Annotated in this window: 23 protein-coding genes; 12 read left to right on the forward strand and 11 right to left on the reverse strand. The window is 63.3% G+C overall.

Annotation, left to right across the window (positions count from 1 at the left end; translation table 11 throughout):
- Nucleotides 1-17: 17 nt before the first annotated feature.
- Nucleotides 18-671: a histidinol-phosphatase gene (locus tag AC3IYG_RS21305; protein ID WP_489311462.1), complete on the forward strand. Its 654-nt coding sequence runs from the start codon at nucleotides 18-20 to the stop codon at nucleotides 669-671.
- Between the two features lie 98 nt (nucleotides 672-769).
- Here the strand turns inward: AC3IYG_RS21305 and AC3IYG_RS21310 are convergent, their stop codons facing one another.
- Nucleotides 770-1210: a DUF2269 family protein gene (locus AC3IYG_RS21310; RefSeq protein WP_489311463.1), complete on the reverse strand. Its 441-nt coding sequence runs from the start codon at nucleotides 1208-1210 to the stop codon at nucleotides 770-772.
- Nucleotides 1211-1255: 45 nt separating this feature from the next.
- Complete coding sequence (gene ilvA, locus AC3IYG_RS21315) at nucleotides 1256-2770, reverse strand: threonine ammonia-lyase, biosynthetic (protein ID WP_489311464.1); 1515 nt, start codon at nucleotides 2768-2770, stop codon at nucleotides 1256-1258.
- A 142-nt stretch (nucleotides 2771-2912) separates the two neighbouring features.
- Between ilvA and rpiA the strand changes: the two genes are divergently transcribed.
- Complete coding sequence (rpiA, locus tag AC3IYG_RS21320) at nucleotides 2913-3584, forward strand: ribose-5-phosphate isomerase RpiA (protein ID WP_489311465.1); 672 nt, start codon at nucleotides 2913-2915, stop codon at nucleotides 3582-3584.
- Between the two features lie 73 nt (nucleotides 3585-3657).
- Nucleotides 3658-3990, forward strand: a complete 333-nt coding sequence (locus AC3IYG_RS21325; RefSeq protein ID WP_489311466.1) for a YegP family protein — start codon at nucleotides 3658-3660, stop codon at nucleotides 3988-3990.
- A 14-nt stretch (nucleotides 3991-4004) separates the two neighbouring features.
- On the opposite strand, the gene AC3IYG_RS21330 is transcribed toward AC3IYG_RS21325, so the two are convergent.
- Nucleotides 4005-4925, reverse strand: coding sequence for an SdiA-regulated domain-containing protein (locus tag AC3IYG_RS21330; RefSeq protein ID WP_489311467.1), 921 nt, complete (start codon nucleotides 4923-4925; stop codon nucleotides 4005-4007).
- A 131-nt stretch (nucleotides 4926-5056) separates the two neighbouring features.
- Here AC3IYG_RS21330 and AC3IYG_RS21335 point away from each other — a divergent pair, with 131 nt between their 5' ends.
- Nucleotides 5057-6073 (forward strand): AraC family transcriptional regulator, encoded by a 1017-nt coding sequence (locus AC3IYG_RS21335; protein ID WP_489311468.1) that lies wholly within the window; start codon nucleotides 5057-5059, stop codon nucleotides 6071-6073.
- 12 nt (nucleotides 6074-6085) lie between these two features.
- Here the strand turns inward: AC3IYG_RS21335 and AC3IYG_RS21340 are convergent, their stop codons facing one another.
- Nucleotides 6086-6241 carry a hypothetical protein gene (locus tag AC3IYG_RS21340; RefSeq protein ID WP_489311469.1) on the reverse strand — a complete coding sequence of 52 codons (156 nt, stop codon included), beginning with the start codon at nucleotides 6239-6241 and terminating at the stop codon, nucleotides 6086-6088.
- Between the two features lie 58 nt (nucleotides 6242-6299).
- On the opposite strand from AC3IYG_RS21340, the gene AC3IYG_RS21345 reads away from it, so the two are divergent.
- The 5 genes from AC3IYG_RS21345 (at nucleotide 6300) to AC3IYG_RS21365 (ending at nucleotide 11316) form a co-directional block, all read left to right on the forward strand.
- Entirely contained in the window at nucleotides 6300-7349 is a 1050-nt protein-coding gene (locus AC3IYG_RS21345) for an ABC transporter ATP-binding protein (protein ID WP_489311470.1), read from the forward strand.
- Nucleotides 7346-8260 (forward strand): ABC transporter permease, encoded by a 915-nt coding sequence (locus AC3IYG_RS21350; RefSeq protein WP_489311471.1) that lies wholly within the window; start codon nucleotides 7346-7348, stop codon nucleotides 8258-8260. The genes AC3IYG_RS21345 and AC3IYG_RS21350 overlap by 4 nt, the downstream gene beginning before the upstream one ends.
- A complete protein-coding gene (locus AC3IYG_RS21355) occupies nucleotides 8257-9045 on the forward strand; it encodes an ABC transporter permease (protein ID WP_489311472.1) in 789 nt (262 codons plus the stop codon). Before AC3IYG_RS21350 ends, AC3IYG_RS21355 begins: the two co-directional genes overlap by 4 nt.
- A gap of 29 nt (nucleotides 9046-9074) precedes the next feature.
- Nucleotides 9075-10121 carry an ABC transporter substrate-binding protein gene (locus tag AC3IYG_RS21360; protein WP_489311473.1) on the forward strand — a complete coding sequence of 349 codons (1047 nt, stop codon included), beginning with the start codon at nucleotides 9075-9077 and terminating at the stop codon, nucleotides 10119-10121.
- 163 nt (nucleotides 10122-10284) lie between these two features.
- Nucleotides 10285-11316 carry a histone deacetylase family protein gene (locus tag AC3IYG_RS21365; RefSeq protein ID WP_489311474.1) on the forward strand — a complete coding sequence of 344 codons (1032 nt, stop codon included), beginning with the start codon at nucleotides 10285-10287 and terminating at the stop codon, nucleotides 11314-11316.
- Nucleotides 11317-11424: 108 nt separating this feature from the next.
- Here the strand turns inward: AC3IYG_RS21365 and AC3IYG_RS21370 are convergent, their stop codons facing one another.
- From AC3IYG_RS21370 to AC3IYG_RS21385, 4 genes are all read right to left on the reverse strand, one after another.
- Nucleotides 11425-11775 (reverse strand): NirD/YgiW/YdeI family stress tolerance protein, encoded by a 351-nt coding sequence (locus AC3IYG_RS21370; protein ID WP_489311475.1) that lies wholly within the window; start codon nucleotides 11773-11775, stop codon nucleotides 11425-11427.
- 83 nt (nucleotides 11776-11858) lie between these two features.
- Nucleotides 11859-12800 (reverse strand): SdiA-regulated domain-containing protein, encoded by a 942-nt coding sequence (locus AC3IYG_RS21375; RefSeq protein WP_489311476.1) that lies wholly within the window; start codon nucleotides 12798-12800, stop codon nucleotides 11859-11861.
- Between the two features lie 111 nt (nucleotides 12801-12911).
- A complete protein-coding gene (locus AC3IYG_RS21380; protein WP_489311477.1) occupies nucleotides 12912-13577 on the reverse strand; it encodes a fumarylacetoacetate hydrolase family protein in 666 nt (221 codons plus the stop codon).
- Between the two features lie 116 nt (nucleotides 13578-13693).
- On the reverse strand, nucleotides 13694-15085 hold the full coding sequence (locus AC3IYG_RS21385) for an FAD-binding oxidoreductase (RefSeq protein WP_489311478.1): 1392 nt from the start codon (nucleotides 15083-15085) through the stop codon (nucleotides 13694-13696).
- 200 nt (nucleotides 15086-15285) lie between these two features.
- On the opposite strand from AC3IYG_RS21385, the gene serA reads away from it, so the two are divergent.
- Complete coding sequence (gene serA, locus AC3IYG_RS21390) at nucleotides 15286-16515, forward strand: phosphoglycerate dehydrogenase (RefSeq protein WP_489311479.1); 1230 nt, start codon at nucleotides 15286-15288, stop codon at nucleotides 16513-16515.
- A 342-nt stretch (nucleotides 16516-16857) separates the two neighbouring features.
- On the opposite strand, the gene AC3IYG_RS21395 is transcribed toward serA, so the two are convergent.
- Nucleotides 16858-17358, reverse strand: coding sequence for a 2-thiouracil desulfurase family protein (locus tag AC3IYG_RS21395; protein WP_489311480.1), 501 nt, complete (start codon nucleotides 17356-17358; stop codon nucleotides 16858-16860).
- Nucleotides 17359-17625: 267 nt separating this feature from the next.
- On the opposite strand from AC3IYG_RS21395, the gene AC3IYG_RS21400 reads away from it, so the two are divergent.
- Nucleotides 17626-18201 carry a DUF6160 family protein gene (locus tag AC3IYG_RS21400; protein WP_489311481.1) on the forward strand — a complete coding sequence of 192 codons (576 nt, stop codon included), beginning with the start codon at nucleotides 17626-17628 and terminating at the stop codon, nucleotides 18199-18201.
- 28 nt (nucleotides 18202-18229) lie between these two features.
- On the opposite strand, the gene AC3IYG_RS21405 is transcribed toward AC3IYG_RS21400, so the two are convergent.
- Complete coding sequence (locus tag AC3IYG_RS21405; RefSeq protein ID WP_489311482.1) at nucleotides 18230-18865, reverse strand: 2OG-Fe(II) oxygenase; 636 nt, start codon at nucleotides 18863-18865, stop codon at nucleotides 18230-18232.
- Between the two features lie 87 nt (nucleotides 18866-18952).
- Between AC3IYG_RS21405 and AC3IYG_RS21410 the strand changes: the two genes are divergently transcribed.
- Nucleotides 18953-19720 carry a hypothetical protein gene (locus AC3IYG_RS21410; protein WP_489311483.1) on the forward strand — a complete coding sequence of 256 codons (768 nt, stop codon included), beginning with the start codon at nucleotides 18953-18955 and terminating at the stop codon, nucleotides 19718-19720.
- 96 nt (nucleotides 19721-19816) lie between these two features.
- Here AC3IYG_RS21410 and bipL read toward each other — a convergent pair whose 3' ends face one another.
- Nucleotides 19817-20770, reverse strand: coding sequence for a phospholipase BipL (bipL, locus tag AC3IYG_RS21415; protein ID WP_489311484.1), 954 nt, complete (start codon nucleotides 20768-20770; stop codon nucleotides 19817-19819).
- Nucleotides 20771-20889: the final 119 nt, after the last annotated feature.

Below are 20889 nucleotides of genomic sequence, written 5' to 3' on the forward strand. Positions count from 1 at the left end.
AGCAGCGAGAAACTAACATGCGCCTGGCTTTATTCGATCTTGATAACACCTTATTGGCCGGCGACAGCGACCACGCCTGGGGTGATTACCTGTGCGAACGCGGGATTCTCGACGGCGTGGCGTACAAGGCGCGCAATGATGCCTTCTATCAGGACTACCTGGCCGGCCACCTGAATATCACCGACTACCTGAATTTCAGCCTGGAGATTCTGGGCCGCAGCGACATGGCGCAACTCGAGCAATGGCACCGCGAATTCATGCGCGACTGCATCGAGCCGATCATCCTGGCCAAGGGCGAAGCGCTGCTGGCCGAACATCGCGCGGCCGGCGACAAACTGCTGATCATCACCGCCACCAACCGCTTCGTCACCGCGCCGATCGCCGCACGCCTGGGCGTCGACACCCTGCTGGCGACCGAGTGCGAGCTGGCGGGTGGGCGCTATACCGGGCGCACGACCGACGTGCCGTGCTTCAAGGAAGGCAAGGTCACCCGCCTCAACCGCTGGCTGACGCAAACCGGTATGACCCTGGAAAACAGTACCTTCTACAGCGACTCGATGAACGACCTGCCGCTATTGGAACAAGTCAGCCACCCCTTCGCCGTCGACCCCGACCCGAAGCTGCGGGCCGAGGCCATGCAACGCGGCTGGCCGGTGATTTCCCTGCGCTAGGCCGGGTTCGAAGCCGACACCGCCCGCAACCCTTGCACCGTCGTCCCCGGGAAGCCGGCCCTTAGCATGGGTGGGGCGCGGCGACACTCATCAATAAGTCATGCCGGCTTGGCGCCCATCAAGCCAAGAATCGCCACCAGCAGCACCAGGATCAGCCCGGCATAGGCGGCGCTGAAGCGCAGCAGCCGCTGCGGTGCCGGGGTATCGCCCAGCGCTTCCCAGGCGGCGAGGCGGCCGGCCAGCAGCAGACCGAACAGCGCCAGCAGGGCAAACAGCACGGCGCTGCCCAGCAGCCAGAACTGGCCCAGCGGCCAGCCGACCATGTGCACCAGCTGCCAGCCGCTGACGGGCAGCGTCAGGGCCAGTACACCCAGAATCGGCAGGCTGAGCAGGCGGGTACGGCGCAGCTTGCGCGCCAGTAGCGCGGGCTCGCCGCGCCGCTGGGCCTTCCACAGCAGCAGGATATGGGCAATCACCCCGAGCGGCAGCAGGATGGCGGGCAGGCTGTGGAGAATCTTCAGCAGCAGGTAGTGATCCATGGGTGCATCCCTGTCAGTAATGGTGTTGAGCCTAGATACCGATTCTCAGCCGAGAAACAGTTGGTAGGCCGGATTGTCGCTCTCATCCCAGTACGGATAGCCGATCTCCTCCAGCGCCTCCGACACCAGATGGCGCTGCTCCGTCGGCACTTGCAAGCCGACCACCACCCGCCCATCGGCCGCGCCGTGGTTGCGGTAGTGGAACATGGAGATGTTCCAGCGCCCGCCCAGCTTGTTGAGGAAGTTGAACAGCGCACCCGGGCGTTCCGGGAACTCGAAGCGATACACCACCTCATCGCTGACCCGCACCGCATGGCCACCGACCATATGACGGATATGCAGCTTGGCCAGCTCGTTGTCGGTCAGGTCGAGCACTGGGAAGCCCTGCGCCTGCAGGCTTTTCACCAACGCCTCGCGCGGGTCGGTTTCCGGGTGGGTCTGCACGCCGACGAAGATGTGCGCTTCCTTGTCGGTGTGGTAGCGGTAATTGAACTCGGTGATCTGCCGCTTGCCGATGGCCTCGCAGAACGCCTTGAAACTGCCCGGCTGCTCCGGAATGGTCACGGCGATGATCGCCTCGCGGCCCTCGCCCAACTCGGCGCGCTCGGCGACATGGCGCAAACGGTCGAAGTTGACGTTGGCGCCGGAATCGATGGCCACCAGCACCTGGCCGCTGCACCCTTCACGCTCGACATACTTCTTGATCCCGGCCACGCCCAAGGCGCCGGCCGGCTCGGTGATCGAGCGGGTGTCGTCGTAGATGTCCTTGATCGCCGCACAGATCTCGTCGGTGCTGACGGTGATCACCTCGTCGACATGGTCTTTGCAGATCTCGAAGCCGTGCGCGCCGATCTGCGCCACCGCCACGCCATCGGCGAACATCCCGACCTGGCTCAACACCACGCGCTCGCCGGCGGCCATCGCCGCCTGCAGGCAGTTGGAGTCATCCGGCTCGACGCCGATCACCTTGATTTCCGGGCGCAGGTATTTGACGTAGGCGGCGATGCCGGCGATCAGGCCGCCGCCACCGACCGGCACGAAGATCGCGTCCAACCGGCCGGGGTGCTGACGGAGGATCTCCATCGCCACCGTGCCTTGGCCGGCGATGGTGTGCGGGTCATCGTAGGGGTGGATATAGACGTAGCCTTTTTCCTCGACCAGCTTCAACGAATAGGCCAGCGCCTCGGGAAAGGAGTCGCCGTGCAGCACGACCCGGCCGCCACGCGAACGCACGCCTTCGACCTTGATCTCCGGGGTCGTCTTGGGCATCACGATGGTCGCCTTGATCCCCAGCACCTTGGCCGCCAGCGCCAACCCCTGGGCGTGGTTGCCGGCCGAGGCGGTGACCACGCCCAGGGCGGCTTCGGCCTCGCTCAACTGCGCCAGCTTGTTGTAGGCGCCGCGAATTTTGAAGGAGTACACCGGCTGCAAGTCTTCGCGTTTGAGCAGAATCTGATTGCCGAGCCGCTCGGAGAGCTGACGGGCCGCTTGCAGCGGCGTTTCCACGGCAACGTCGTAAACGCGCGAGGTGAGGATCTTCTTAACGTACTGTTCAAGCATCGGAAGGCATCGCTGGCAGGCTTGCGGGGATCAAGGAGTCTACCCCACGGCTCAGCCAAACGACCATACGAATCAGGGGGTTTTACCGCGCCATAAGGCTATAATCGGCGCCTTCAGATTTTCCGTTCGCCGTGGAGCCCGCATGACTCAGGATCAACTCAAACAGGCGGTGGCGCAGGCCGCTGTCGATTTCATCCTCCCGCAATTGGATGACAAGAGCATCGTCGGGGTTGGCACCGGCTCCACCGCCAATTGCTTCATCGATGCACTGGCCCGGCACAAAGGTGCCTTCGACGGCGCCGTGGCCAGCTCGGAAGCCACCGCGCAGCGCCTGAAAGGCCACGGCATTGCGGTGTATGAGCTCAATACCGTCAGCGGACTGGAGTTCTATGTCGATGGCTGCGATGAGAGCAACGAACGCCTGGAGCTGATCAAGGGCGGCGGGGCGGCCTTGACCCGCGAGAAAATCGTCGCCGCCGTGGCCAAGACTTTCGTCTGCATCGCCGACGGCAGCAAGCTGGTGCCGGTGCTCGGAAGCTTCCCGCTGCCGGTGGAAGTGATCCCCATGGCCCGCAGCCATGTCGCCCGCGAGCTGGTCAAGCTCGGTGGCGACCCGGTGTACCGCGACGGGGTGACCACCGACAACGGCAATATCATCATCGACGTGTTCAACCTGCAGATCCTCGACCCGCTAGAGCTGGAGAGCCGGATCAACGCCATCGTCGGCGTGGTCTGCAACGGCCTGTTCGCCGCGCGACCCGCCGACCTGCTGCTGCTCGGCACCGGCGACGGGGTGAAAACCCTGCGCCGCTGATCGACCGCGCTAGCCGATACGCCAATGGGGGACTAGCCTGAATCGGGCTCCCCCAACGACCAGGAGGTCAATTATGGCTAGCAAATTCCACCTGAAGAAAGCCAGTGACGGCCAGTTCCACTTCAACCTGCTCGCCGGCAATGGCGAAATCATCCTCACCAGCGAACTGTACAAGGCCAAAGACTCGGCCCTGAACGGCATCGAATCGGTGCGCAAGAATGTCGACCGCGAAGGCGCTTTCGAAGTCAAAGCCAGCAGCAGTGGCAAGCACCACTTCGTGCTCAAGGCCAGCAATGGCCAGGTCATCGGGCAAAGCCAGATGTACAGCACGCCTGCCAATTGCGTACAGGGCATGCAGTCGGTGACCAGCAACGCCCCCTCCGCCACCCTGCAGGACGACAGCTAAAAACCGCGCCGCACCTAGTCGCTCCGCTTCCTGAACACATAGAAGAGGTTCGGCTCGCTGACCAGATAGATATTGCCGGCATCGTCGCTGGCAATACCTTCGGCTTGCGGCACGCTTTTCTTCAGCCCGTGCTGGCCGCGCAGCAGCGACAAACTGCTGATCGGCCGGCCGTCGGCATTCAGCTCCAGTACCAAGCGCGACTCATCGGACAAGGCCAGCAGATGGCCGGTGCGGATGTCGAAATCGAGGCTGGAAAGGTCGCGAACGAACAGGCCGGCATCGCGCTCGGGGTCGTCGACCACATGCACGGCGAAGGGGCGTTCCGAATTGGTATGCGGGAAGCCGTGCACCTCATAGATACGCACCGGGTCGCGCTCCTTGGCGACGAACAGGCGCTTGCCAGTCGGGTCATAGGCCAAGCCCTCGAAACCTTTGTTGCCGCTAAGGCCGATGCCCAGCGTCAGCTGCTGGGCACCGGCCGCATTGATCGGTGTCGAGCCCTCATCCAGACGCACCTTGATCAGCCGTTGCTCACGCTCGTCGGTGATCACATAAAGCCCCCGGCTGATGTACTCGATCGCCTCCGGATCGCCGAACCCCAGCAAGGGGATGCGCCGCAAAACCCGGCCATCCAGCGACAGTTCGATGAGCTGTTGATTCTGGTTGGTCACGGTGAACAGCGTCTTGCGATCCGGGTCGTAGGTCAGCGCGGACACATCATCATCCAGCCCGACAATCACCTGCGCCTCCAGCGCCACGTGGTAGTCCGGCAGCCAGATCGACACGTTTCGCCACTCGTTGCTGTGGCGCCATTCTTGCACCGGGAACCAGGCCCGCTCGAACAGGCGAAACTCCTGGGCAACCAGCGCCAACAGCAACAACAGGCCCAGCAGCAGGGCACCCAGCAGGTATTTCAGGGTCAGCAGGTGACGCATCGGGTTGGGCTCACTCGGACAGGATCGGCTAGAAATAACACAGCCACGCTGAATTGAAGCTTAACGCCCCCAATGTCGTGGAAGCCGACTAGATTCAAGCGTTACAAGAACAAGCACATAAGGGACTGAGAATGGTTGTGTCATTGCTACCCGAAGAGCGTGCCCTGAACACCTTGCACACCATCGCCCTGGCGGTCGGCCAGCTCAGCATCAGCGGCGTGCCGCGCCAGCGTTTGCTGCAAGACAGCGGCCTGAGCAGCGCCGACCTGGAAGCTCCGGACAAACTGATCAGCCACGCCCAGGAGCTGCGGGTCTTCGCCAATGCCATCCACTGCACCCGCGACCCGGCGCTCGGCCTGTCGCTGGGCCTGCGCATGCACGTTTCGGCCTATGGCATCCTCGGCTACAGCATGCTCGCCAGCCCGACCCTGCGCGATGCGTTGAGCCTGGCGCTGGCCCATCCGGCTCTGCTCGGCACCTACTTCAAGCTGAGCCTGCAACAGGACGGCGACGAGGCTCGCCTGGTGGCCAGCGGCTACCGCTACGCCCCGGAGTTGACGGTGTTCAACACCGAACTGTGCCTGACCTCACTGCTCACGGTGATCCAGGACCTGCTCGGCGAAGCGGTGCGCCCGCGCCGGGTGCAACTGCCTTTCCGCCAACCGCTGCACGCCCAGGCCTACACGGAAAAGTTCGGCTGCCCGGTAGATTTCGGCGCCTCCACGAGCGCGCTGTGCTTCAACGCCGCGCTGCTCGACCGCAAGCTGCCGCTGGCCGATCCGGTGACCTGTCACTACGGCATACAGCAATGCCTGAAGCTGGACGCCCAGCTCAACAGCGGCCACGACGTGCTCGAACAGATCCGCCAGCACCTGGCCAGCCATCTGCGCGAGGCCAGCAGCCTGGAACGGGTCGCCGGCCAACTGCATCGCAGTGCGCGAACCCTGCGCCGCCACTTGCAGCGGATGAACACCAGCTACCAACGCCTGCTGGACGAAGTGCGCTATGACAAGGCGCGCCAGTTGCTGATGCAGACCGACCTGCCGATCTACCTGATCGCCGAACAGCTCGGTTACAGCGAGACCGCCAGTTTTCGCCACGCCTTCCAGCGCTGGAGCGGGCAGACGCCAAGCCTGTATCGGCGCTAGGCGCGCTCTTGTTTATTGGGTCCCCGCCTTCGCGGGGATGACGGCGGCAAAGATCGAGGCCTGAATGGCCGCCACGCCACGCAACTTGGCCACGATTATCCCCTTTTGTCCTGATCTATCGTTCTTAGCCGCGCGGCGCACTGCCAGAATCGAAGCAAAGCGCGACATGCTCGCTTCTACCAAGATAAAAGCCAACTATAACAACACGTTAGAGTCAGATACCGACATGTCCAGCGCGATCAGCATCGAACATCTGTGCATGGAGTTTGGCGATCCGGGCCAGGGCGTCAAAGCCCTCGACAACGTCTCGCTGGAAATCCACGCCAACGAATTCTTCACCCTGCTCGGCCCCTCCGGCTGCGGCAAGACTACCCTCCTGCGGCTGATCGCCGGCTTCGAGCAACCCAGCTCCGGCACCATCCGCCTGTACGGCGAGCCGATGCAGGACCAGCCGCCGTTCCGCCGGCCGGTGAACACCGTCTTCCAGAGCTACGCGCTGTTCCCGCACATGACGGTGGCGCAGAACATCGGCTTCGGCCTGGAGATGCGTGGCTTGTCGAAAAACGAAATCGACCAGACGGTCGGCGCCATGCTCGAACTGGTCAAACTGCCGGAAGTCGGCAAACGCCGCGCCGACCAGCTGTCCGGTGGCCAGCAACAGCGCATCGCCCTGGCCCGCGCACTGGCCAACCGGCCCAAGGTGCTGCTGCTCGACGAATCACTCTCGGCCCTCGACCAGAAGCTGCGCAAAGACATGCAGATCGAGTTGAAACGCCTGCAACACGAAACCGGCATCACCTTCATCTTCGTCACCCATGACCAGGAAGAAGCCCTGACCATGTCCGACCGCATCGCCGTGATCAACAAGGGCCAGGTGCTGCAAGTCGGCACCCCGACCGAGATCTACGAAGCGCCGGTCAACCGCACGGTGGCGGACTTCATCGGCGAAACCAACTTCCTCGCCGCCGAGGCGCTGGAAACCGGTGTGCGCCTGGCCGACGGCCAACTGCTCAGCGCCTTCAGCAGCAAACGCGGCCCGGTGACCCTGGCCATCCGTCCCGAGCGGGTCAGCTTGGCAGAGGATGGGCAACTGGACGCGCTGGTGGAAAACGTCGTGTATGTCGGCACCGACACCGTCTACCACCTGCAAGTCGCCGGGCAGAGCGGTTTTCGCGTGCGCCAGCAGAACCGCGACGGCGCGCTTTGCGCCTATGGCCCCGGCGAACGGGTGCGCGTGCGGGTCGCGGCCACGGCGATCAAGGTTCTGCACGAATGAACAACCCGCGCCTGCTCGCCGCCCGCCGCCAGCTCAACCGCCGCCTGCTGCTGAGCGCACCGGCCATGCTGACCCTGCTGGTGTTCATGCTGCTGCCGCTGGGGATCATGTTCGTCGTCTCGATTCTGCAATCGGGCGACTACGGCGGCGTGAAGTGGGGCCAGTATTCGCTGGAGGCCTACCGCAACTTCTTCTACGAGCGCGATCTGGACGACAGCCTGGTGTTCAACACCGACTACCTGCAGATCTTCCAGCGCTCATTCTGGCTGTCGATCCTGACCACCGCCGGCTGCCTGCTGATCGGTTTTCCCACTGCGCTGTACCTGGCCTTGCAGACCGAGCGCAAACGCAACCTGCTGCTGTTCCTGGTCACCGTGCCGTTCTGGACCAACCTGCTGGTGCGCGCCTACGCCTGGATGCTGCTGCTGCGCAACGGCGGCCTGGTCGACGAAGGCCTGCAAGGCCTGGAGCTGACCGAACAGGGCCTCGGCCTGCTCTACACCGACAACGCGGTGATCATCGGCCTGCTCTACACCTACCTGCCGTTCATGGTGCTGCCGATCTACACCAGCCTGGAAAAGCTCGACTGGCGCCTGGTGGAGGCGGCCTTCGACCTGGGCGCCAACCGCTTCCAAGCGCTGAAGCGGATCATCGTGCCGCTGGCCATGCCCGGCATCGTCGCCGGCAGCATCCTGGTGTTCATCCCCTCGCTGGGCAACTACATCATTCCGGAGCTGCTGGGCGGAGGTAAGACGCTGATGATCGGCAATCTGATCCAGCTGCAGTTCGGCAGCTCGCACAACTGGCCGCTGGGCGCCGCGCTGTCCTTCGCCCTGCTGACTTTCGTACTGCTGGCTATGCTGGTCTACAGCCTGCGCTTCAAACCGGGCACCGCCGGGGGCCACCCATGAACACGCAGAATCCCCTCTGGCGTTTCGCCGGCATGCGCCCGGCGGCGTGGTTCTTCTTCATTTTCCTCTACCTGCCGATCATCGTGCTGGTGGTGCTGAGTTTCAACGGCGGGCAATCGGCGACGCTCTGGGAAGGTTTCAGCCTGAAATGGTACTCGGTGGTGGCCAACGACCCGGACATCGTCAGGGCGGCAAAGAACTCACTGATCGTCGCCACCTTCGCCACCTTGATCGCCACCAGCCTGGCGACCCTGGCCGCACTGGGCATGCGCGGCCGGGCCTTCCGCGGGCAGACCTTGATGAGCGGCGTGCTCGGCCTGCCGCTGCTGGTGCCGGAAATCGTCACCGCGGTGTCGACGCTGATGTTCTTCGCCTTTATCGGTTTGAAGCTGTCGCTGTTCACCATCCTGATCGCCCATGTGGTGTTCTGCATTCCCTTCGCCTACCTGCCGATCCGCGCCCGCCTGGAGGGCATGAACCCGCAACTGCTGGAAGCGGCCGCCGATCTCTACGCCTCGCCCTGGCGCGCGTTCTGGAAGGTGACCTTTCCGCTGCTGATGCCGGGGATCGTCTCGGGGGCGATGCTGGCATTCATCATTTCCATGGACGATTTCGTCATCACCTACTTCGTCGCCGGCGCCGGCGCCACTACCCTGCCGGTGTACATCTTCAGCTCTATTCGCATGGGTATTTCGCCGAAGATCAATGCGATTTCCTCGATCATTCTTGTGATTTCCATAGCTTTTGTTGCGTTGTCCTACTACGTCGGTCAGCGCAAACGCTGACCTCACCACGACCTGTAAGGAGCTTTGCCATGCACCTACGCCGTACCTCGCTCGCGCTGTCCATCCTCTGCGGTCTCAGCCTCGCCAGTTCGGCGCAGGCGGCGGGCACGCTGCACTTCGCCAACTGGTCGGACTACTACCCGCCGGAGTTGCTGAAGAAGTTCGAGGCCGACACTGGAATCAAGGCCACACTGGACGCCTACGACTCCAACGAGACCCTGCTGGCCAAGCTGAAAGCCGGCGGCGGCAGTTACGACGTAGTGGTTCCGTCCGACAGCTTTATCGAAATCATGGTCAAAGAGGATCTGCTGCAGAAGTTCGACAAGAGCAAGCTGCCGAACCTGAAGAACCTCAAGCCGACCTTCCAGACCCTGCGCTTCGACCCCGGCCACGACTACAGCGTGCCGTACCTGTGGGGCACCACCGGCTATAGCTACGACAGCGCCCAGGTGCCGGGCGGCAAACTGGAAGAGAGCTGGAAACCCTTCTTCGAGCCACCGGTCGAGCTCAAAGGCAAGGTGGTGGCCCTCAACTCCATCGAAGAGGTGTACATCCCGGCGGCCTTCTATCTGGGTGTAGACCCGTGCACCGAAGACCCCAAGGTCGCGCTGCAGATCCAGGAAGTGCTGCTCAAGCAGAAGCCCATGCTGGCCATGTACAACAGCGACGGCACCATCGAACGGATGGCCGCCGGCGAAGTGGCGATGCACGAACAGTGGAACGGCGCCTTCCACCGCGCCCACGCGCAGCGCTCGACCCTCACCTATGTCTATCCGAAGGAAGGCATCAACGTCTTCATCGACAACCTGGTGATCCCCAAAGACGCCACCAACGTCGCCGAGGCCCATGCCTTTATCAACTGGATGATGCAGCCGGAGAACATCGCCGCCGCCTCCAACTTCGCCAAGTACAACAACGCTATCGAAGGCTCGGACAAATTCATGGACAAGGCGCTGTTCGATGACCCGGCGATCAACACTCCGGCCGACAAACTCGACCGCCTGAAGCCGTTCAAGCTCTGCTCGCCGAAAGCCCTGGCCCTGCGCAGCAAGGTCTGGACTAAGTTGAAAAAATAACCCCCCCAACGGGCTGAGTGCAGAACTTGTAGGAGCGGGCCATGCCCGCGAAGCGTTTTTTCAACAGCCTTCGCGGGCATGGCCCGCTCCTACGAGAAGCAACTGGCAGATAATCGTGTTATTCCGGCCCAGGCGGGCATGACTGCGCCTGAGGAGCACCCCCATGCTGACCATTTATAGCGACGACCATCACCTGCACCACGGCAAGCACGAACTGATCGGCGGCCAGTTCAAGCCCTGCTTCGAAATGCCCAGCCGCGCCGACATGGTGCTCGACCGAGCCAAAGCCGTCGCCCTCGGCGCCGTGCATAGCCCGCTGGACTTCGGCCTGGCGCCGATCCGCCGGGTGCATGGCGAGGGCTTCCTGCGCTTTCTGCAAAATGCCTGGAGCGACTGGCAAGCCATCGGCCGCAGCCACGACATGCTGCCGATCGCCTGGCCGACCCGGCGCCTGCGGCAAGTGGAACCGAGCGACATCGACGGCCGCCTCGGCTACTACTCGTTCGACGCCGGCGCGCCGATCACCGCCGGCACCTGGCAGGCCATTCTCAGCTCGGCCAACGTCGCCCTCACCGGCCAGGCCGAACTGAGCAAGGGCGCGCGCGGGGTGTTCTCGCTGTGCCGCCCGCCCGGCCACCACGCTGCAGCCGACTACATGGGCGGCTACTGCTACCTGAACAACGCCGCCATCGCCGTGCAGGCGCTGCTCGACCTGGGGGCCAAACGCGTGGCGGTGCTGGATGTGGACTACCACCACGGCAACGGCACCCAGGATATTTTCTACGACCGCGCCGATGTGCTGTTCACCTCGATCCACGGCGATCCGCGTTTCGAGTACCCCTACTTCCTCGGCTTTGCCGACGAGAAAGGGGCGGGCGTCGGCACAGGTTTCAACTTGAACTACCCATTGGCCGCCGGCAGCGACTGGTCGACCTGGAGCCTGGCGCTGGCGGATGCCTGCCGGCAGATCAGCGCATACGCGCCGGATGCGTTGGTGGTGTCGCTCGGCGTGGACACCTTCAAGGCCGACCCGATCTCGCAGTTCAAGCTGGACAGCCCGGACTACCTGCGGATGGGCGAAGCGATCGGCAAACTCGGGCTGCAGACCCTGTTCGTCATGGAAGGCGGCTATGCCGTGGAGGAGATCGGCATCAATGCCGTGAACGTGCTGCAGGGCTTCGACAGCGTCGCTTGAAGTAACCCGTCATCCCCGCGAAGGCGGGGATCCAGACCTGCAGTGAAAAAACCAAGGCCCACGTTGCGCCTATCCGCGCCGTGGGCCGTGGCTCAGTGCAACAGCGGCTTAGTGCAGCACTTCGACGATGTCGACGTCGATTTCGCGACCGCTCAGGTGACGCTCGACTTCACCGCTGAGCTTGACCTTGGCTTGCTCGGACACGGCTTGCGGCGGCCAATCCTCATCATCGATCTCGACCTCGAGGGTGCCGGTGGCATCCTTGAACTCGTAGGTATCGCCCTTCAGGCGTTTGACGATCTGCCCTTGCAGCACCACCGGCGTATCGTCGGCGGCCTCCAGGGCCGCGGCGACCGTGGTGATCTGCGCATTGGCGCCCGGACCGGTGTAACCACCGGCCGCCAGGGCCGCGCCGGACAACAGTGGGACAAACAGCAGAGCGAGTACGTGAGCTTTCATAGCGAGGTTCCCATCACAGTGGTTGATGGGGTCAGACTAAAGGGCCTGGCTGAACTGAGGCTTAATTACACCTTAAGCCAAGCTTAAGGCGCCGACACCTTGGCCGCTGCGGGCTCAGGCTTGCGCTCCTTGCGAAACACATAGAACAGGTTCGGCTCGCTGACCATGTAGATGGTGCCCCGCTCGTCGATGGCCACGCCCTCGGCACGCGGGATGCTTTTGTGCAGGCCGTTCATGCCGCCGTACAGACTGATGAAGCTGATCGGCTGACCCTGCTCATCCAGCTCCAGCAGCAGCTTGGACTGCGCCGACAGCACCAGGGAATGACCGGTGCGCGGGTCGACGCTCAGCGCCGAGAGGTTACGCATGTACAGCTGATCGCTGGGCAGCGGCACCATCTTGCCCTCGAGCCCCGACGTGCCATCGCTGCTCCAGCTGAACAGCGCCGTGGGCGAGCGCTCTTTACCCAGCAGCAAACGCTGCTGGGCCGGGTCCCAGGCGATGCCCTCGAAGCCCTTGTTGCCCGAATCGGCAAAGCCCAGGTCAAACTCCTGGGTATCGATGGCGCGCAACTCGATGGTCAGCGGGCCGAGCGTGAAGATCGACAGCGTACGCCGCCGCTCATCGGTGATCGCCATAGTGCCATTGCTCAGCATCGCCACCCCTTCCGGGTTGGAGAAGCCGATCAGGTCGATACGCCGCAACACCTCGCCATCCAGGCTCAACTCGATCAACTGAGGGTTCATGCCGGTGACGGTGAACAGCGTCTTGCTGCCCGGGTTGTAGGTCAGGTCCGAGGGTTCGTCGTCATCCAGATCGGCCAAGGGCTTGGCCTGGATCACCGCGCGGTAACCCGGCAACCAGATGCTGGCATCGCGCTCGGTCTGGCTGACCTCGTGCTCATCGAGCCAGTACAGCACTTGTCCGAGCCAATGCTGGGTATAGCCGACAACCACAACGGCCACGACGACGACAGCCAGCAGGAGCCGGCGCGGACGCCACAGACGAGACAACAGGTTAGGCATATGCACCGGCTCGACAAGACAAAGACGGGCAAACTAGCCGTCACTGCATGACAGTTCCCTTGCGCCATCCCTGACAGAACCCCGACCCCTGCAATGCAGAGGCCACCGACCTTACAACACCTGGCTGGCGAAACGCGAGTGGCCGACCAGCTCCAGTAGCAGCTCATCGCCACGGCTCAGCGGGCCGACGCCGGCCGGCGTACCGGTCAGCAGCACATCGCCCGGCTGCAAGCTGAAGTGGCCGCAGATGTGCTGGATCATCGGCAAGATCGGGTTGAGCATGTCGCGGCTGTGCCCGTCCTGACGCACTTCGCCATTGATGCTCAGGCGAATGCCGATGTCGGTCAGCTCTTCGATTGCGCTGGCCGGCACGAATGGCGCGAGCACGCAGGCACCATCGAAGGACTTGGCGATTTCCCAGGGATAGCTCTTTTCCTTGAGCCGCGCCTGCACGTCGCGCAGGGTCAGGTCGAGGGCCGGCGCGAAACCGGAGATGGCGTCCAGTACCTCTTCCCGGTTCGGCGTACGCGACAGGGGCTTGCCGATCAGCACGGCGATTTCCGCCTCGTAATGCACCGCACCGCGATCGGTCGGGATGTTGAAGCCGCCCTCCAGCGGCACCACGCAACTGCCCGGCTTGATGAACAACAGCGGCTCGCTCGGCACCGGGTTATCCAGCTCCTTCGCATGCTCGGCGTAGTTGCGGCCGATACAAACCACCTTGCCCAACGGGAAGTGAATGCGGGTGCCATCGATGTATTGATGCTGGTAGCTCATCGCTGCTTTCCTGTGCTGTAGAGCAAATGCAGTTGAACGTAGGGTAGGAGCGGGCCATGCCTGCGAATCGGCGACGAAAAGCATCGCGGGCATGGTTCGCTCCTACAGCCAAAGCCTCAGGCGAAGATCTTGCCCGGGTTCATGATGCCATTGGGGTCGAAGACGGCCTTGATCGCTTTCATGTAGGCAATCTCCGCTTCCGAACGGCTGTACGTCAGGTAATCGCGCTTGGTCATGCCGACCCCATGCTCGGCGGAGATCGAGCCGTTGTACTTCTGCACGATCTCGAACACCCACTTGTTCACCGTGGCGCACTTGGCGAAGAACTCGTCCTTGCTCAGGTTGTCCGGCTTGAGGATGTTCAGGTGCAGGTTGCCGTCGCCGATATGGCCGAACCAGACGATCTCGAAGTCCGGATAGTGTTCGCCGACGATGGCGTCGATGTCGTGCAGAAAGGCCGGCACCTTGGCCACGGTCACCGAAATATCGTTCTTGTACGGGGTCCAGTGCGAAATCGTCTCAGAGATGAATTCGCGCAGCTTCCACAGGTTCTGCAACTGCTGCTCGCTCTGACTCATCACGCCATCGAGCACCCAGCCCTGCTCGACGCAATGCTCGAAAGTGGCCAACGCCGCTTCGGCGACTTCCTCGGTGGTCGCCTCGAACTCCAGCAGGGCATAGAACGGGCATTCGGTTTCGAACGGCGCCGGCACATCGCCGCGGCCGAGCACCTTGGCCAGCGCTTTATCGGAGAAGAACTCGAAGGCGGTCAGGTCGAGCTTGTTCTGGAAGGCGTGCAGCACCGGCATGATCGAGTCGAAATCGGCTGCGCCTAGCACCATCGCAGTGAGATTCTGCGGCGCGCGGTCGAGGCGCATGGTGGCTTCGACCACGAAACCCAGAGTGCCTTCAGCGCCGATGAACAGCTGACGCAGGTCGTAACCGGTGGCGTTCTTGATCAGGTCCTTGTTCAGTTCCAGCAGATCGCCCTTGCCGGTGACGACTTTCAGGCCGGCCACCCAGTTACGGGTCATGCCGTAGCGAATGACCTTGATACCGCCGGCATTGGTGCCGATATTGCCGCCAATCTGGCTGGAACCCGCCGAAGCGAAGTCCACCGGGTAATACAGGCCTTTGTCTTCGGCAAACAGTTGCAGTTGCTTGGTCACCACACCCGGCTGGCAGACCACGGTGCGGTCGGATTCGCTGAAACCGAGTACCTGGTTCATGTAATCGAACGCCACCACCACTTCGCCATTGGCCGCGACAGCGGCGGCCGAGAGCCCGGTGCGGCCGCCCGACGGCACCAGTGCGACCTGCTGCTCATTGGCCCAACGGACGATAGCCTGCACCTGTTCGATGCTCTTGGGGAAGACAATGGCCAGCGGCGCCGGGGCGAAATGCTTGGTCCAATCCTTCCCGTAGGTATTCAGCGAATCGGCGTCGGTCAGCACCTTGCCAGGCTCAACCAGGGTCTTCAGCTGTTCAATCAGGGCAACGTCGGTCATCTACGGAACTCTCGCAATATTCATGGTCGGCCTGAGAACGTTTCAGGTCGTAACCGAGCAAGTAAAAAGGAGAACATGCTAGCATACGCACCCCGCGAATCGTGCTCTGCGCTCGGTTTGCGGCAGCGGCTATACGCTGGCTCGGCCAGCCCGCGCTGTCCGCTTTCCCTGACATTTTCACCGGGACAACAGGTACTCAGATGAGCAAGACCTCTCTCGACAAGAGCAAGATCAAGTTCCTTCTCCTGGAAGGCGTCCACCAATCCGCCGTGGACACCATCAAGGCAGCCGGCTACACCAACATTGAGTACCTGACCGGCTCGCTGCCGGAAGATCAGCTCAAGGAAAAGATCGCCGACGCCCACTTCATCGGCATTCGCTCGCGCACCCAGTTGACCGAAGAAATTTTCGATTGCGCGAAGAAGCTGGTCGCGGTCGGTTGCTTCTGCATCGGCACCAACCAGGTCGACCTGAACGCCGCCCGCGAGCGCGGTATCGCGGTGTTCAACGCGCCCTACTCGAACACCCGCTCGGTCGCAGAACTGGTACTGGCCGAGGCGATCCTGCTGCTGCGCGGCATCCCGGAAAAGAACGCTTCCTGCCACCGTGGCGGCTGGATCAAGAGTGCGGCCAATTCCTTCGAGATCCGTGGCAAAAAGCTCGGCATCGTCGGCTACGGTTCGATCGGCACCCAGCTTTCCGTGCTGGCCGAAGCCCTTGGCATGCAGGTGTTCTTCTACGACACCGTGACCAAGCTGCCGCTGGGCAATGCCACCCAGGTCGCCAAGCTGCATGACCTGCTGGGCATGGCCGATATCGTGTCCTTGCACGTGCCGGAATTACCGTCCACCCAGTGGATGATCGGCGAGCAGGAAATCCGCGCAATGAAGAAGGGCGGCATCCTGATCAACGCCGCTCGCGGCACTGTGGTCGAGCTCGATCACCTGGCCGATGCGATCAAGGACAAGCACCTGATCGGCGCCGCCATCGACGTATTCCCGGTCGAACCGCGCTCCAACGACGAAGAGTTCGAAAGCCCGCTGCGCGGCCTGGACAATGTGATCCTGACCCCGCACATCGGCGGTTCGACGGCCGAAGCGCAGGCCAACATCGGCCTGGAAGTCGCCGAGAAGCTGGTCAAGTACAGCGACAACGGTACCTCGGTGTCCTCGGTCAACTTCCCGGAAGTGGCGTTGCCCGCCCACCCCGGCAAGCACCGCCTGTTGCACATCCACGAGAACGTGCCGGGCGTGATGAGCGAGATCAACAAGGTGTTCGCCGACAACGGCATCAACATCTCCGGCCAGTACCTGCAGACCAACGACAAGGTCGGCTACGTGGTGATCGACGTCGACGCCGACTACTCCGACCTGGCGTTGGAGAAGCTGCAGCACGTCCACGGCACCATCCGCAGTCGCGTGCTGTTCTAAGCGTTACGGCAATAAAAAGGCTATGTCGTAGTTAAATATTGCTGGCTGTTGAGGCTAAGCGCTCGATGCGCTCCCTGGACTCCCACCTTCGCGGGAATGACGAGGTTGGCGCAAAGGTTTGCCTTGCGCCGTCATCCTCGCGAACGCGGGGGCCCACCGTGCACGGTGAGCAGTGCAGGCGAGTGACCCGGCCAAGAGCAGTGTGTCGCAACAGGTAACTGGGACATCGCCAATGAAAAAGGGAGGCTTCGGCCTCCCTTTTTTGTGCGCGCTCTGATGATTTTTTGTATGCCGCCTGATGGGTGGATGAAAAGAGCCTCATCCACCCTACGCAGGACACGTTCAAGCGCCCGCTTCGCCCTCCAAGGCCTGCAAAGCCGCTGCCGCCGCTGGCAGCTCCTCCTCGCTGAAGACCTGCACCCCGGCGCGGCGCAGCAGCGCGGCGGTGACACCCTCGCCCGTCACCTTCACGCCACTGAAGCTGCCATCGTAGTTCTCGCGATTGCCGCACGACGGACTGCGCGCCTTGAGCACCGCCAGACGAATGCCCTGAGCCTGCACCAAGGCCAGCGCCTGCTGCGCACCGGCAAGAAAAGCCGCGCTGACATCCTCGCCGTCCACCGTCAGCACCGCGCGCTGGCCATCGAGCACCCTGGCACCCTGGCCACCGGGAATTTCCGCCGGCGGCCGTGGCGTCGGTAAACCGCCCGCGACTTCCGGGCACAGCGCCACCACGCGGCCTTGTGCCTGCCAAAGCGCCAGTTGCTCAAACGGACCGTGGGCGCCGCCGTCATAGCGCACCCGATGCCCGAGCAGGCAACGACTGACGAGGATTTTCTGCATGCTTGCCTCCAGATTCGAACACCAGCCTACCCCGCCGAGTGCGCCAGGTCACCGCCGGTAACATCGCCCGCCGGCACTCAGGGCGACGACCTGATCGAAGGTGCGGCCAGGCCCGCAAAATGCCAATTCGGTCACCCTGAAAGCGACTGCAAACCCTGTCGATCCGGCGACTCAGGCCCATCCTTAGGCGGGAAGCGGCCAGTGCCGATGGTCAGCCCAAGCCGCGCCCTCCAGACTGTCCAAGCACCCCGCACAGGAAGCGCTCGCATGTTCAGCCGCCCATCGAACCAAAAGCACCACCTGCTCTTGCTCTGCTGCTCCAGCCTGCTCTCGGCACTCCTGGCCCTACCCAGCCAGGCCGCCTTGCTGGCGCTGGACAACCAGTCCCTGAGCGAAGTCAGCGGTCAGGCCGGCATTAGCATCCGCCTGGATCTGATGGCGCGAATCAATGAAGCACGCTGGAGCGACACCGGCGGCCACGTCTCGCTGCGTAACATCAAGATCGACAACGGCTGCGTCAACACCGGTGATTGCCCGAATGGCGCCGGCGGCAGCTTCGCCCTCGGCCCCGCGCAACTGGGCCTGACACTGCCGATCTTCGGCGTCAACCAGCCGACGCTGATGGTCTACGTGGTGAAAAGCGCCAGCGGCCAGGAACAGTTGCAATTCACCTTGCCGGACCTGACCACCATCAACCAGCAACTGATCGCCAGCGGCCTGCCCGCCCAGCGCATTCGCCTGCGGGTGTCGAGCGACATGTATGTCGGCAACAACCGTCTCGGCAGCCTGGAAGTCCGCGACATCACCGACCTGCACGGCAGCATTAAAGTCTGGGGCCACTGAGAGCCGGCGCTGAGTCGTAGCCCCCTGACTACAAAGGGCTCCCGCCACGGCGCCGAAACCAGCCGGCCAGCGACAGGCGTTCGCGCATCGCCGGCAACACCTCGTGGGGCAGCTCGGCCGACATGAACACCAGCAAGCTGCCACCCAGCGGGGCGATGTCCTGCGAGCGTTCGCGCCCCTGCTCATCGGGGAGATACAGGCGCAGGGCGCCGCCGTGCTCCGGCCGCCAATCCTGATTGAGGTAGAGCAGCACCGAGACCGCCCGCCGGTCATCGTCGCGAAAGCGGTCCAGATGCCTCTGGTAGTAAGCCCCGGGCGGATACAGGGCGAAGTGGCTTTCGTAATCCTCCAGCCCCAGGTAGAGCCCCTGGTTCAGCGCCTGACGCAAGCCTTCCATGGCATCCAAGTAACGATCGCAAGCTCGCGACTGGTCCCGCTCCAGCCACTGGATGCGGTCGCCACGGATGCCTTCGCGCACCGCCTGTGTCGCGCCACGGCCGATGCCGGCCGGGCTCAAAGCACCCTGCGCGGCACGCTTCTGGCATTCTGCGGCCAGTTCGTGGGTCAGATTTCGGTCGAGGAAATGCGTCAGCCGCGACCAGCCGGATGCGGCCAGGTCGTCGACGATGGTTGAGAGCGGGGAGTGATCGGCTGGAGTAGACATGCCGACAATTCTAACAGCGCCGCTCACGCGCCTCGACAAGCCTGGGCTTAGCCGCTGAAAATAGCCGCCTGCTAGACAGGAGTCCTTATGCGCGCCCTTTTTGCTTTTGTGTTGTTGCTTTGCAGTCTGCCGATTCTCGCCGACGACCACGCCCGGCTCTATCAGGTGGCCGGCTGGCCACAGCAACGCGCGCATTTCAGCGATGCCCTCAGCGCGGCTCAGCAGCGCTACCGCAGCAGCCTGCCGCCAGCGGTCTATCAAACGCTGGTCAATAACAGCAATCAGCGCTTCGCCCCTGAGGCCATGGATCAACGGGCCCAGGCCGGGCTGCGGCAGAATCTGCCCGACCCGGCGCCGGCGCTGGCGTTTTTTCAATCGCCGCTGGGCTTGAAGATCACCGCAGCCGAGGTCACCGCGACCCATCGCGAGCAACTCGCGCAACATGCCGACGGCCTCCCCAAGATCGAAGCCAGCGCCACTCGCCGCCTGCTGATCCGCCATCTGGCGCAAGCCTTGCCGGCCAAAGAAGCCGGCGCCGAGGTCAGCCTGGCATTGGCCGGGGTCGCGGCGGACAGCCTGAGCCAGATGATTCCAGGCCTGCTAGGCGCCGAGCAGGCACAGGGCCTGGTCGAGAGCCAGCGGCAACGGTTGATGGAACAGATCGGCGCCGACCTGGATAACACCCTGCTCTACGTCTACCGCGATCTGTCCGACCCGGAGCTGGAAGAGTTCGCCACCTTCGCCGAATCCGCAGCAGGCAAGGCCTACTACCAGGCCGCCCTGGCAGCCATACGCGCCGGTTTGGCGGTGGGCCAGAGCAGCGCCAACCTGGCGCCAGCGCAGCCGGGCATTTGACGTCGCAGCACAGTGCACCCTTCGTAGGCTGGCGCTGAACGCAGTGAAGCCCAACGCAAGGACCGATAGGTTGGGCTGCGCAAGCTCAGCGCCAAGCTACCGCAGGCGGTCAGTGAGAAAGGCGAAGTAGCGCGCACGCAACTCGGCGGACTCATTGGCCAGATGGTGGCGCGCCTCAGGCAGCATCAACACGCTCGGGTCGGCGAATTTGTCCTGCAGCACCGCCAGGTTATGCCGCCAATCCACCGTCATATCGGCATCGCCCTGCACGATCAGCGGGCTGCGCAGGCTGCGTGGCGCCGCTTCGATATAGGGCACCCAACGCGCCAGCGCGCCTACCCAGGCGGTAGGCAGGCTCAGCGGCTGCAAGGGATCGCGCTGGATGAAGGCGAGAAACTCGGGATCGTTGGAGTTGGCATTGAAGCGCCGCGCAATCTGGCCGACGAAGGGCTTGAGCAGGCGATAACTGAGTTTCGACCAGCCCCAGGCGCGCGGTCGCACCAACGGCGCGAGCAGGATGGTTTCGCCAAACTCAGGACGCCCGCCGGCCGTGCTCGGCTCCTGATTCAGCAGGAAGTCGATCAGAACCGCCCCGCCCGTGCTCTGCCCGCACAAGTGCCAGGGCGCTGGCAGATCGAGTGCGGCGGCTTCGGCAAACAGCCCCTGGAGCACCGCCTGATACGCGGCGAAGTCACCGATGTTGGCGCGCGCGCCGCTGGACAAGCCATGCCCTGGCAGGTCGCAGGCCAGCACGGCAAAGCCCATCCCCAGCGCCCAGTCGATCACATGACGGTACAAGCCCATGTGGTCGTAGTAGCCATGCTGCAAAAACAGCGTCGCCAGTGGCTGCTCGGGCAACCAGAGCTGGGCGACTATCTCGTAACCGCCGGCCTGAAAACAGCCGAGGCGCGTCTGCAGGCGCGGATAGCGCTCAGCCAGGTCGAGACCATAGAAGCGCCGATAGGCCTGCACCTGTGGCAAATCGGCCACCGCTGCGACTAAGGGTCGCAGCAGCGGGCGCAAGGTTTCGGGCTGAAAACGCTCTGGCATAAGGCTTTCCACGGACAACTGAGAGTAGCGGCGGACACTCCGCTGGGGTTTATCCGCCCGCCGGCGGCTGCCGATATTCAGCTGCCGCGCCCGACATGGCAAGCTACGCCCCCCTAGTC

It is taken from the genome of Pseudomonas sp. KH_027 (assembly GCF_057838565.1).

What these genes read in the sequence shown, in the direction of transcription:
- AC3IYG_RS21395 (WP_489311480.1), bottom strand. Translation starts at nt 17,358, where the DNA reads ATGCAGAAAATCCTCGTCAGTCGTTGCCTGCTCGGGCATCGGGTGCGC.
- AC3IYG_RS21405 (WP_489311482.1), bottom strand. Translation starts at nt 18,865, where the DNA reads ATGTCTACTCCAGCCGATCACTCCCCGCTCTCAACCATCGTCGACGAC.
- serA (WP_489311479.1), top strand. Translation starts at nt 15,286, where the DNA reads ATGAGCAAGACCTCTCTCGACAAGAGCAAGATCAAGTTCCTTCTCCTG.
- AC3IYG_RS21385 (WP_489311478.1), bottom strand. Translation starts at nt 15,085, where the DNA reads ATGACCGACGTTGCCCTGATTGAACAGCTGAAGACCCTGGTTGAGCCT.
- AC3IYG_RS21355 (WP_489311472.1), top strand. Translation starts at nt 8,257, where the DNA reads ATGAACACGCAGAATCCCCTCTGGCGTTTCGCCGGCATGCGCCCGGCG.
- AC3IYG_RS21350 (WP_489311471.1), top strand. Translation starts at nt 7,346, where the DNA reads ATGAACAACCCGCGCCTGCTCGCCGCCCGCCGCCAGCTCAACCGCCGC.
- AC3IYG_RS21370 (WP_489311475.1), bottom strand. Translation starts at nt 11,775, where the DNA reads ATGAAAGCTCACGTACTCGCTCTGCTGTTTGTCCCACTGTTGTCCGGC.
- AC3IYG_RS21365 (WP_489311474.1), top strand. Translation starts at nt 10,285, where the DNA reads ATGCTGACCATTTATAGCGACGACCATCACCTGCACCACGGCAAGCAC.
- ilvA (WP_489311464.1), bottom strand. Translation starts at nt 2,770, where the DNA reads ATGCTTGAACAGTACGTTAAGAAGATCCTCACCTCGCGCGTTTACGAC.
- AC3IYG_RS21310 (WP_489311463.1), bottom strand. Translation starts at nt 1,210, where the DNA reads ATGGATCACTACCTGCTGCTGAAGATTCTCCACAGCCTGCCCGCCATC.
- AC3IYG_RS21335 (WP_489311468.1), top strand. Translation starts at nt 5,057, where the DNA reads ATGGTTGTGTCATTGCTACCCGAAGAGCGTGCCCTGAACACCTTGCAC.
- AC3IYG_RS21375 (WP_489311476.1), bottom strand. Translation starts at nt 12,800, where the DNA reads ATGCCTAACCTGTTGTCTCGTCTGTGGCGTCCGCGCCGGCTCCTGCTG.
- AC3IYG_RS21410 (WP_489311483.1), top strand. Translation starts at nt 18,953, where the DNA reads ATGCGCGCCCTTTTTGCTTTTGTGTTGTTGCTTTGCAGTCTGCCGATT.
- AC3IYG_RS21380 (WP_489311477.1), bottom strand. Translation starts at nt 13,577, where the DNA reads ATGAGCTACCAGCATCAATACATCGATGGCACCCGCATTCACTTCCCG.
- rpiA (WP_489311465.1), top strand. Translation starts at nt 2,913, where the DNA reads ATGACTCAGGATCAACTCAAACAGGCGGTGGCGCAGGCCGCTGTCGAT.
- AC3IYG_RS21400 (WP_489311481.1), top strand. Translation starts at nt 17,626, where the DNA reads ATGTTCAGCCGCCCATCGAACCAAAAGCACCACCTGCTCTTGCTCTGC.
- AC3IYG_RS21360 (WP_489311473.1), top strand. Translation starts at nt 9,075, where the DNA reads ATGCACCTACGCCGTACCTCGCTCGCGCTGTCCATCCTCTGCGGTCTC.
- AC3IYG_RS21340 (WP_489311469.1), bottom strand. Translation starts at nt 6,241, where the DNA reads ATGTCGCGCTTTGCTTCGATTCTGGCAGTGCGCCGCGCGGCTAAGAAC.
- AC3IYG_RS21330 (WP_489311467.1), bottom strand. Translation starts at nt 4,925, where the DNA reads ATGCGTCACCTGCTGACCCTGAAATACCTGCTGGGTGCCCTGCTGCTG.
- bipL (WP_489311484.1), bottom strand. Translation starts at nt 20,770, where the DNA reads ATGCCAGAGCGTTTTCAGCCCGAAACCTTGCGCCCGCTGCTGCGACCC.
- AC3IYG_RS21345 (WP_489311470.1), top strand. Translation starts at nt 6,300, where the DNA reads ATGTCCAGCGCGATCAGCATCGAACATCTGTGCATGGAGTTTGGCGAT.
- AC3IYG_RS21325 (WP_489311466.1), top strand. Translation starts at nt 3,658, where the DNA reads ATGGCTAGCAAATTCCACCTGAAGAAAGCCAGTGACGGCCAGTTCCAC.
- AC3IYG_RS21305 (WP_489311462.1), top strand. Translation starts at nt 18, where the DNA reads ATGCGCCTGGCTTTATTCGATCTTGATAACACCTTATTGGCCGGCGAC.